Below are 10,498 nucleotides of genomic sequence, written 5' to 3'. Positions count from 1 at the left end.
GCTGAGAGGCCCGCATGACCGAGGGTATGAGTTTTGCGCTGTCCGACGACCAGGAACTGATCCGCAAGTCCGTGGCCGAGCTCGCCGCCCGGTTCGACGACCGCTACTGGATGGAAAAGGATCTCGCACACGAGTTTCCGACCGAGTTCTATCAGGCGATCGCCGACGGCGGCTGGCTCGGGATGACGATCCCCGAGGAATACGGCGGGCACGGACTGGGCATCACCGAGGCCACCATCCTGTTGGAGGAGGTGTCCAAATCCGGCGGCGGCATGAACGCGGCCACCGCCATCCACCTGTCGATCTTCGGGATGCAGCCGGTGGTGGTGCACGGCTCCGACGAACTGAAGGCGCGCACGCTGCCGCGCATCGTCGACGGTGATCTGCATGTGTGCTTCGGTGTCACCGAACCCGGTGCAGGACTGGATACTTCGCGGATCACCACATTCGCCCGGCGCGACGGTGACCACTATGTGGTCAACGGCCGCAAGGTGTGGATCTCCAAGGCGATGGAGTCGGAGAAGATTCTGCTGCTCACGCGCACCACACCGTACGACGAGGTCACCAAGAAGACCGACGGTATGACGCTGTTCCTCACCGACCTCGACCGCGACAAGGTGGAGATCCGGCCGATCAAGAAGCTCGGTCGCAACGCCGTCACCTCCAACGAGTTGTTCATCGACGACCTCATCGTGCCCGTCGCGGACCGGGTCGGCGAGGAAGGCAAGGGGTTCCAGTATCTGCTCGACGGCCTCAACCCCGAGCGGATGCTGATCGCGGCCGAGGCCCTCGGGCTCGGGCGGGTCTCGCTCGACCGGGCGGTGAGCTATGCCAAGGAGCGGGAGGTGTTCGACCGGCCGATCGGCATGAACCAGGGCGTCGCCTTCCCGCTCGCCGACTCGCTCGCCCACCTCGACGCGGCGGAACTGGTGTTGCGCAAGGCCACCTGGCTCTACGACAACGGACTGCCGTGCGGCAGGGAGGCCAACACCGCCAAGTACCTGTGCGCCGACGCGGGTTTCACCGCGGCCGACCGCGCGGTGCAGACACACGGCGGCATGGGTTACTCGGAGGAATACAGTGTGGGGCGTTACTTCCGTGAGGCGCGCGTCATGCGGATCGCGCCTATCAGTCAGGAGATGATCTTGAACTTCCTGTCCTCGCACACCCTCGGCCTGCCGCGCAGCTACTGATGGCGGATCAGTCGGGCCTACCGCTCGAAGGTGTCAGGATCGTGGCCCTCGAACAGGCGGTGTCGGCACCGATCTGCACCAGGGTGCTCGCCGACCTCGGGGCCACCGTCATCAAGGTGGAGAACCCGGGCGGGGGCGACTTCGCCCGGCACTACGACGACGTCGTCAAAGGTCAGGCCGCGCATTTCGTGTGGTGCAACCGGGGTAAACAGTCGATCACGCTGAATCTCAAGAGCGACGCGGGTCTGGAGGTGCTACATCGTCTGCTGGAGTCGGCGGACGTCCTCGTGGCCAACCTGGCGCCCGGCGCCACCGGGCGGATGGGGCTGACCCCGGACGAACTTGCCAGGCGGCACCCGGACCTGATCTCGGTGGAGATCGACGGCTACGGCCCCGGGGGTCCGCTCTCGCACAAGCGGGCCTACGACCTGTTGGCGCAGGCCGAGTCCGGGGCGTGCGCGATCACCGGATCTCCGGGTGCGCCCGCCAAACCGGGGCCGCCGATGGCCGACGTGTCGTCGGGACTGTTCTCGGCGATCTCCATCCTGTCGCTGCTGCTGCGTCGCGAACGTTCGGGCCCCGGCGACGGTGAGCCGGCACGGGGCGGGGCGCAGGTACAGGTGAGCCTGTTCGACACCATGACCGAGCTGATGGGGTACGCGCTCAACTACACCCTGCACACCGGCATCGACCAGGAACCGCGGGGAATGGGCTCACCCGCGGTGGCGCCGTACGGTTCGTACGCCACCGCCGACGGCCAGACCGTGGTGCTCGGCACGACGAACGATCGCGAATGGCAGCGGCTGTCCCGCGAGATCATCGGCCGCGACGACCTCGCCGATGACCCGCGGTACGCATCGAACGCGGACCGGGTCGCCCACCGCGACGTCCTCGACCAGGCGATCGCAGACTGGTGCGCCCGGCATGATCTGGCCCGGATCCAGGAGAGCGCCGACGCGGCCGGGATCGGCAACGCCCGCTACAACACGCCGAGCGATGTCATCGCCCACCCGCATCTGCGGGCCCGGGACCGCTGGCGAACCATCGACACCCCGGGCGGCCCCGTGCCCGCGCTGTTGCCGCCGGCCGTGGTCGCCGGGGTCGAGCCGGTGATGGGTGCGGTACCCGCGCTGGGCGAGCACACCGATGAGATCATGGCAGGGCTCGGGATTGCGGAGTCGGCGGTGGCGGCCTGGCGGGAGCAGGGGGCATTTGGCACAGCAAAGAGTGACTTGTGACATCTAGAAACTTCAACGAGATGCTTGTCACATTTCCGAAACCTACCTACTATGTGTTCACTAGGTCAGTTTCGGACAGCCCCCCGAAGGTAGGACAACGGTGACGGTTGTGCGACCGTACGACGCCTTGCTGGTCAAGGGTGAAGAGCGTAAGCGACTCATCCTTGACGTGGCTCAGCGACTGCTGATCCGCAACGGCTGGCGGAGTACGTCCCTCGCGCAGATCGCCCAGGAAGCCGGAGTCACATCTGCGGGAATCCTGCATCATTTCGGGTCGAAGGCACAGCTACTGCACGCCGTATTGGAACGACGGGATGCCGACGACAACCGGCACGCCGATTTGGGAGGTGACATCCTTGAAGAACTCGAGCATGTCGCCGAACGATTCGAACGGTCACCGGAGCTCATCGGCATGTTCGTCGTTCTGCGGGCGGAGAACCTCGATCCCGACTCACCCCTGCATGACCGGTTGTTGCACCGTCACCAGGTGGCCGTGGACATCGTCGCCGAAGGTATCCGGCGAGGTCAGCGGGAGGGACGTTTCCGGACCGACCTGGACGCGGCCGACAAGGCCGTGGAAGCTGTCGCCTTCATCAACGGGATGGAAACAACATGGCTACTGGACTCGTCAATACCACTCACCCGCGTGTTCCGGGAGTACGTGAGATCGCTCGAGCGCGAGCTGACGCGCGGCGTCGGCCCCTCCGCAAGCGGCTCGCAGTAATCGCACCCGATGCGGCATCGGCAGTCGAACATGCCGGCGGCTGGTTGTTCGACCAGGCGCTGGCCGGCTGGGAGGTCACCGTTCACGTGGCCACCGACTGCGATGTCCGCCCCCTGGAGATCCTCGGTGCGCACCCGCTCGATCACCGGATCTGTATGCAGTCCCATCCCGAGGACGGTCCGTGGCCGCAGGCTCTCGCGGTGTGCTCATCGCTGTTCGAGGCCGAGGAGAAGGTTCGCGCAGGCGTACTCGGCACCCTCGAATCGGCGCGGGCGGATCTGCGGCTATGGGGTCCGGCCCAGCCTGCGGAACTCGTCGGCAGGTGCCACACCTCCGTCTACGAGCTCAGCTTCGCCGCCCGCGCATTCAAGCGGCGTGCGTTCGCCGCCGCCGGACTCTCACCCGACACCATGACCACCACCGAGAATTTCCTCGTTGGTTGAATCATGAGTTGGGGCTGAATCACGAGTCGGGACAGCCGTAGGCGATCAGCGGATCGAGCGGGCCCAGGTCGGCGCCCAGTTCACCGGCCACGGCTCGGACTGTGGCGACGTCCTTGCCGACGAACTCGGCGACGCTGTCGACGAACGCGCCGACGGATCCCCGTCGGGCCGCACCGGCGAGTGCGCGGCTGTCCGAACTGGCGTGGGGGAGTGCCGATAGCAAAGCCTGCTCCTGAACCCCGAGCGCGGCCCCGAGTTCGACGGCGGCCCGGACCGCGCCGATCTGCGCGGTGAACAACGCGTTGTTAACCAGTTTCACGCACTGGCCGGCACCGAGGGCACCCGCGTGGATGATCGGATCGGCGTAGACACCGAGCAGTGGTGAGACGGCGTCGACGGCCTCGGCCGGTCCGCCGACGAACAGCGTGAGATCGCCGGCGGCGATATTGTGCGGTCCGCCGCTCACCGCGGCGTCGAGCACGGTGATACCGCGTGGCTCGAACGCTGCCGCGATGTCCTGGGTGGTGCGCGGGCTGCCGGTGGTGTGGATGACCAGGGTGGTGCCGGGCCGGATCCGCTCCGTGAGCGGGCCGGCCAGGCAGACTTCGCGGACCTGGTCGTCGGTCAGTACGGCGATCAGGATCATGTCGGTTCCGGCTTCGGCGACCTCACCGATATCCGATACCGGCCGGACCCCGGCCTCCCGCAGGCGGTCACCGGCATCGTCGTTTCGGCTCAGCGCCGTCACCGTGTGGCCGGCTTCGGCCAGTCGTCGGGCCATGGGAAGTCCCATCCGCCCGGCGCCGACGATGCCGATCGAGCTCACTACTGCAGCCCCATCATCCGTAGGGTGGTGCGCGCCGTCGACAGCACGACCTCGCTCGGCGCGCCCGACTCGGCGGCTATACCGTCGATGAGCGAGACGTCCTTGAGCAGGACGTTGCCGGCGTGCCCGGCGATGCGGTCGAGGGTGCCGCCCGCCGAGGCGACGCGTTCGAGGGCGAAGCTGTTGGCTGTGCCGTGGGTGATCACCTCCGCCAGCCGGGTGGCGTCGACGCCGAGGGACTTGCCGAGGCCGAGCGTGTCGGCGGCCGTCGCCAGGTTGGCGGTGAACAGCACATTGTTGAGCAGTTTGGTGACCTGCCCGGAGCCGAGCGGACCGAGATGCACCACCGGATCGCCGTAAGTATGAAAGACCGGCAGACATGTGGCTACCGGCTCGTCGTCGCCGCCCACCATCACCAGCAGAGTGCCGGCCTCGGCGGCGCGACCGCCGCCGCTGACCGGCGCGTCCACCACCGACACGCCGCGCTCGGCCGCCTCGGCGGCGAGCTTCACGCAGGTGTCGGGGTGAACGGTGCTGTGCACCACGATGATTCCGCCCTTACGCATCCCTGACAGCACACCGCCGGGGCCGGTGGCCACCGACAGCACGTCGTCGTCGCCCACCACACACAGGCACACGATGTCGCTCGCCGCGCCCAGTCCGGCCGGTGACTGTGCGGTCTTGGCGGACGAGTCGGCAAACGGCTCAAGGGTTTCCGGCCGTCGCGCCCACAGCACGGTGTCGATACCGGCGTCGGCTATCCGCCGGGCCATCGGCCCGCCCTGACTGCCGAGCCCGATGAAACCGACCGTCGTCATAGGATGACTCCGGTCATTCGCCGTCCGCTTCGCGTTTGCGGGAAATCGACAGGGGTTCTGCCAGCCGCTCGTTCACGACCATCTCCTGCAACTCGACGAGGGTGTCGGCGAGCGACTTGTGGGTGCGGGGGCCGGGGGTGAAGGTGGCCGGCAGGTGCCGCATCCCCTGGATCACGCCGATCGAGTCGTAGTGCACGCTGCCCTCGGGGTCGCATACATAGTCGGGCATGCGGTCGAATACCGCGACCAGCATCCGCTTGAAGACGGTGCGGGCCACGTTCGATCCGATGCAGCGGTGCACGCCGAGACCGAAACTGAAGTGCCGGTTGCCCTTACGTTCCATGTCGATGGTGTTGGGCTCCGGGAAGAGGCTGGGATCCCGGTTGGCCATCGCCCACGACAGCCACAGTCGTTCGCCCTCGTGGAACTCGGTGCCGGCGATCTCGCAGTCCTCGGAGATGGTGCGCCCGTCGCCCGCGGCGGGGGTGAAGTAGCGCAGGAACTCCTCGGTGGCCGGGTTGATCAGCTTGTCCATGTCGGCACTGAGCCGCGCTCGCTGGTCAGGGTTTTCCGAAAGCCATTCCAGCGCATGGGCTGTGAGCGCTGTGGTGGTGTCGAAGCCGCCGCCGATGACGAGGCTGAGGATGCCCAGCAGCTCCATGTCGTCGGGGGCGCCGCCGTCGATGGCCGCATTGGCCACGGCGTTGATGAGTCCGGGACGCGGGTTGGCCCGGATCTCGAACATGTTGGTGATCAGGTCGATACCGAGTTCGCGGTGCAGGGCGGCGATACGCGGGGCATCGGGAGAGTCCGGCGGGGTGTAGACCGCGGCATGCACCGGCTCGTTGTAGATGGTCCACTTCTCGATCGGGATGCCGAGCATCGCCAGAGTCAATACCGCCGGAACGATATTCGCCAGTTCGTCGACGAAATCGATACGGCCCGACTCGATCTTCTCGTCGATGCAGGCGTGCACGATCTTGTCGATGAACGGCACCCAGCGTTTGACCGCGGCAGGCGACAGATACGGGTTGAGGATGGAGCGGAAGAAGCTGTGCTCGGGCTCGTCCATCTCCAGGATGCCGCCGCGCACACCGGATGCGCGCTCGGCGGTGGGCACGTTGATTCCCTTGTAGCCCTTACGTTGTCCGCGCACGTCGTGGTCGTTGGACACGTACGGACAGCGGGCCAGCTCGAAGACGGCGTCGCTGCTCGCGGCCACCCAGTGCCCGTCGTAGGTGTCGCTCCAGGCGACCGGGCACTTGTCCTGCATCTCCTCGGTGATGTCGAGGAACTTCTCGCGGTACCCGGGCGCGTGACGGTCGAAGGAGTACCGATTCTTTTTTCTGTCGTCGTCGGCCCCGGTAGGCGGCGAACCACTGGTTTCCGGGGTTCCTGGGGTCTGGGTGGTTTCGGTGGTCATGGTGGTGGTCTCCTCATTCTTCCCCCCTCATTCATCAATGATGGAAATCGCCTGTTCCGGGCACGACCGGACGGCCTCACGAACCTGTTCGGCGTACTCGGGCGGCACTTCGGCGCTCACCGGAGTGGAATGTCCGTCGATCTCATCGAGTTCGAAACTCTCGGGTGCGACCATGGCGCAGATGGTGTGTCCCTGGCAGCGGGACCCGTCAACATTCACCTTCAACATTTGTGAGCTCCTAGACGTGGTAGTCGTACCACTTGAGGTAGCCGCCGGCGTCGACGCGCATCTGCATGCCGGTGACGTAGCGGGATTCGTCGGAGGCCAGGAACAGCACCATGTTGCTGACATCGCCGGGCTCGACCCACGGGACCTTCATCGCCTGCTGCACGTAGAACACCGGGGTGGCGTCCTCGCGCGTCGGCGCTTCCAGATCGGGGCGGAAGGACCGGTACATCGGTTCGCTCTGCAGCATGTCGGTGTTGCAGTTGGTGGGATGAATGACATTGGCGCGGATACCCTGTGGCGCGATGTGGGTGGCCAGCTCGTGAATGTAGTTGGACAGTGTGCGCTTGGAGAACACGTACGCCACACCGCCCAGGTCCTTGCCGGGCTGATCGACCTTGGCGATGTCCATCATCGCCGCCAGCGAGCCGGTCGCGATGATCGAGGCACCCTCGGACAGGTGCGGCAGCGCCACCTGCACCGCGTTGATCGTGCCGATGAGGTTGGTGTCGATCACATCGCACCACGCCTGCGTCGGAGGGTTGCCCTTCATGCCTGCCACACCGGCCTGCGCGACCACCACGTCGAGTTTGCCGAACTCGTTGATGCCGCGTTCGACCGCGGCCCGCAGGGCGTCGGAGTCGCGGACGTCGGCCTCGGCGGTGATGATCCGCCGGCCCTCCTTCTCGACCAGACGCGCGGTCTCCTCGAGATCCTCGGGGGTGGCCATGGCGTAGCCCATGGAGTCGATGTTCTTGCAGAGGTCGACGGCGATGATGTCGGCGCCCTCTTCTGCCAGACGTACGGCGTGGCTGCGTCCCTGGCCGCGCGCGGCGCCGGTAACGAATGCGACCTTGCCTTCTACACGTCCCATGATGAGTGTCCTTTCTAAGTGTTCCGGCCGCCGTTGACGCCGAGGATCTGACCGGTGATGTAACCGGCGTCCTCGGAGATGAGGAAGGCGCACGCGGCGGCGATGTCCTGCGGGCGGCCCACCCGGCGGACGGGGGTGCGTTTGATGTGGTCCTCGACGGTGCCGCCCAGGTTCTTCTGGTTCTCGGCGTTGCGCAGCATCGGGGTGTCGATGAATCCGGGCGGTACCGCGTTGACGGTGATTCCCTTGGGCCCCAACTCAAGTGCGAGTGCCTTGGTCAGTCCGTTGACCGCCGATTTGGCCGCCACGTAGTGCGCCATGAACGGCTGACCCGAATGCGCGCTCGACGACGAGATGTTGACGATCCGGCCCCAGCGGGCCTCGACCATGTCGGGTAGCACCGCCTGCACGGTGTGGTACACGCCGTTGAGGTTGACGTCGATGACCTTGCTCCAGGACGCGAAGTCGATGTCGGAGAACTTGCGGAAACCGTCGAGTCCGGCCGCGTTGACCAGAATCGTGATGGGGCCCAACTGTTCCCGGATCGCCGTGAACGCCGCGGCGAGCTGCTCCGGGTCGGTGACGTCGGCGGTCTTGGCCAGCGGGTCGTCGGCCGGCGGATTCAGATCGATGGTCGCGACGTTATAGCCGTCGCCGCGCAGGCGTTCGGCGACAGCGGCCCCGATGCCGGAGCCGCCGCCCGTCACCACCGCATTCTTTGCGCCGGTCACATCGCTCAACCCCAGGCCTCGTCCCCGGCGATGGTCGTGCGGTGCATCAGCCGCTCCGACGACGGGTCGTACGGCAGTGCGCGGTGCAGCATGCCGGTGTTGTCCCAGATCACCACGTCGCCCTGCTGCCATTCGTGGGTGTAGGAGAAGCGTTCCTGTGTGGACCAGGCCAGAAGCTCGTCGAGGATCTCGCGGCTCTCGCTCTCGGACACGCCGACGATGTGATCGGCGGTGGCGCCGAGCACCAGTGAGCGGCGGCCGTCCTTGCGGTCCCACACCAGCGCGGTCTCGTGAGTGGGCAGCCGGCGCCAGAGGGCGAGTTGTTCCTCGGTGGGCTCCGGGTTGACCAGACGCTGCGATGCCTCGAAGGAGTGCACCACCCGCAGGCCCTCGTACCGCTTGCGGTCGTGTTCGGGCAAGTTGTCGTAGGCGGCGTAGGTGCTGGCGAACTCGGTGCCGCCGCCGACCATCGCGGCATGCTTGCAGGCCAGCATCGTGGCCTTGGCCGGGATGTCGTTGGTGGTGTCGTCGATGTGCCAGTGGAATGTGCCCTTGAGGTACTCCGCCGACGGCGATTTGGACGGATCGAGGGAGACCGTGAAGATCTCCTTGCCCGCGGGGGCGAGTACCGGTCCGAGCTTCTTACTGAACGCGACCTGCGCGGCCTCGTCGAGTTCGAGTCCGCGGATCAGCAGGACGCCGCGCCATTTGAGCGCCTCCAGGCAGGCCGCGATGACCGCGTCGTCGTCGAGGCTGTCGATCCCGTGTACTTGCACGCCCATCGAAGGCGTGAGGGCTGTTGTTTCGATCACAAGAATCTCCCTTCCTATGAATGAGAACCGTACTCTCGTGGGTTGCGAGTCGGCAACCGGTTTCACCCAATCCGACTGTGAAAACCCGAGCGAAATGTCCGATTCGGCGGTTCTGTTGCGTGCCTGTCGTCGTCTTGATCGGGCTGATACAGTGCAGACCTATGGATGTGGCGTATGCCACAAGTGAGAATGCTATTTCCGAACGGAGTCTGTGGTGAGCCAAGAGACGATTGAGCCGCAAGCCGGCAACCCGGCCGGAGCCGACGTGTACAAGCGACTGCTGATCGGTGGCGAACTGGTCGACATCGAGGCGACCTACGAGTCGATCAACCCGGCGACAGGTGCGGTGCTCGGTACCGCCCCCGACGCCGGAATCGCGGAGGCAGAGCGTGCCATCGCCGCGGCACGCGATGCCTTCGAGAACTCCGGCTGGGCCACCGACGTCGAATTGCGCAAACGGTGCCTGACCCAACTCGCCGCGGTGCTGCGTGAGCACGCCGACGATCTGCGGGAGCTGACCATCGCCGAGGTGGGCGCCACCCGCAATCTCACCTACGGCAATCAACTCGACGCACCGATCGGCATCGTCGAGTTCTACGCCGGGCTGCTCGATGACTACTCGTTCACCGAGGAACTGTCCACCATCGAGGTGCGTGGTCAGGACAATCGCCGGTGGGTGGAAAAGGAAGCGGCAGGTGTTGTTTCGGCCATCATCGCCTACAACTATCCCAACCAGCTGGCCCTGGCCAAGCTCGCGCCGTCGCTGGCCGCAGGCTGCACCGTGGTGCTCAAGGCCGCCCCCGACACCCCGCTGATCACCCTGGCCCTCGGTGAGCTCATCGCCGAACACACCGACATCCCGGCGGGCGTGGTCAACATCATCTCCAGTCAGTCGGTGGAGGTGGGCAAGCTGCTCACCACCCATCCGGAAGTCGACGTGGTCACCTTCACCGGCTCCACGCCGGTGGGCAAGCAGATCATGGCCGCCGCGGCAGACTCGCTCAAGCGGGTGTTCCTGGAACTCGGCGGTAAATCGGCACTCATCGTCCTCGATGACGCGGATTTGCAGCAGGCTGCGATGTTCGGCGCGTTCACCATCTGCACGCACGCCGGGCAGGGCTGTGCGCTCACCACCCGGCTGCTGGTGCCGCGCGCCCAGCACGATCAGATCGCCGAGATGGTGGCCGGCAT

Annotated in this window: 12 protein-coding genes; 5 read left to right on the top strand and 7 right to left on the bottom strand. The window is 66.1% G+C overall.

Going from position 1 to position 10,498, the window contains the following annotated elements:
* Positions 1-14: 14 nt before the first annotated feature.
* The 4 genes from KDB67_RS08685 to KDB67_RS08670 all read left to right on the top strand — a co-directional run bounded on the left by KDB67_RS08685 (position 15) and on the right by KDB67_RS08670 (position 3,598).
* Entirely contained in the window at positions 15-1,193 is a 1,179-nt protein-coding gene (locus KDB67_RS08685; RefSeq protein ID WP_291014856.1) for an acyl-CoA dehydrogenase family protein, read from the top strand.
* The gene (locus KDB67_RS08680) at positions 1,193-2,431 is read left to right on the top strand and encodes a CaiB/BaiF CoA-transferase family protein (RefSeq protein WP_291014854.1); all 1,239 of its coding nucleotides are present in this window, start codon (positions 1,193-1,195) and stop codon (positions 2,429-2,431) included. The genes KDB67_RS08685 and KDB67_RS08680 overlap by 1 nt, the downstream gene beginning before the upstream one ends.
* A 100-nt stretch (positions 2,432-2,531) precedes the next feature.
* On the top strand, positions 2,532-3,155 hold the full coding sequence (locus KDB67_RS08675) for a TetR/AcrR family transcriptional regulator (protein ID WP_291014853.1): 624 nt from the start codon (positions 2,532-2,534) through the stop codon (positions 3,153-3,155).
* A gap of 44 nt (positions 3,156-3,199) precedes the next feature.
* Positions 3,200-3,598 carry a hypothetical protein gene (locus tag KDB67_RS08670; protein WP_291014851.1) on the top strand — a complete coding sequence of 133 codons (399 nt, stop codon included), beginning with the start codon at positions 3,200-3,202 and terminating at the stop codon, positions 3,596-3,598.
* A gap of 19 nt (positions 3,599-3,617) precedes the next feature.
* Here the strand turns inward: KDB67_RS08670 and KDB67_RS08665 are convergent, their stop codons facing one another.
* The 7 genes from KDB67_RS08665 to KDB67_RS08635 are packed head-to-tail and all read right to left on the bottom strand — an operon-like array spanning position 3,618 to position 9,307.
* On the bottom strand, positions 3,618-4,424 hold the full coding sequence (locus tag KDB67_RS08665) for an NAD(P)-dependent oxidoreductase (protein ID WP_291014850.1): 807 nt from the start codon (positions 4,422-4,424) through the stop codon (positions 3,618-3,620).
* Complete coding sequence (locus KDB67_RS08660) at positions 4,424-5,242, bottom strand: NAD(P)-dependent oxidoreductase (RefSeq protein ID WP_291014849.1); 819 nt, start codon at positions 5,240-5,242, stop codon at positions 4,424-4,426. The genes KDB67_RS08665 and KDB67_RS08660 overlap by 1 nt, the downstream gene beginning before the upstream one ends.
* Before the next feature lie 13 nt (positions 5,243-5,255).
* Positions 5,256-6,665: a cytochrome P450 gene (locus tag KDB67_RS08655; protein WP_291014847.1), complete on the bottom strand. Its 1,410-nt coding sequence runs from the start codon at positions 6,663-6,665 to the stop codon at positions 5,256-5,258.
* Positions 6,666-6,692: 27 nt separating this feature from the next.
* Positions 6,693-6,890 carry a ferredoxin gene (locus KDB67_RS08650; RefSeq protein WP_291014858.1) on the bottom strand — a complete coding sequence of 66 codons (198 nt, stop codon included), beginning with the start codon at positions 6,888-6,890 and terminating at the stop codon, positions 6,693-6,695.
* 13 nt (positions 6,891-6,903) lie between these two features.
* Positions 6,904-7,764 carry a mycofactocin-coupled SDR family oxidoreductase gene (locus tag KDB67_RS08645; protein ID WP_291014845.1) on the bottom strand — a complete coding sequence of 287 codons (861 nt, stop codon included), beginning with the start codon at positions 7,762-7,764 and terminating at the stop codon, positions 6,904-6,906.
* Between the two features lie 14 nt (positions 7,765-7,778).
* A complete protein-coding gene (locus KDB67_RS08640; protein WP_291014842.1) occupies positions 7,779-8,495 on the bottom strand; it encodes an SDR family NAD(P)-dependent oxidoreductase in 717 nt (238 codons plus the stop codon).
* Positions 8,496-8,500: 5 nt separating this feature from the next.
* The gene (locus tag KDB67_RS08635; RefSeq protein WP_291014840.1) at positions 8,501-9,307 is read right to left on the bottom strand and encodes a TauD/TfdA family dioxygenase; all 807 of its coding nucleotides are present in this window, start codon (positions 9,305-9,307) and stop codon (positions 8,501-8,503) included.
* Between the two features lie 211 nt (positions 9,308-9,518).
* On the opposite strand from KDB67_RS08635, the gene KDB67_RS08630 reads away from it, so the two are divergent.
* On the top strand, positions 9,519-10,498 hold a 980-nt coding region (locus KDB67_RS08630), incomplete at its 3' end, for an aldehyde dehydrogenase family protein (protein WP_291014838.1).

It is taken from the genome of Gordonia sp. (in: high G+C Gram-positive bacteria) (assembly GCF_020438995.1).
GTDB lineage: Bacteria > Actinomycetota > Actinomycetes > Mycobacteriales > Mycobacteriaceae > Gordonia.
This window is presented reverse-complemented; position numbering and strand designations above follow the sequence as displayed.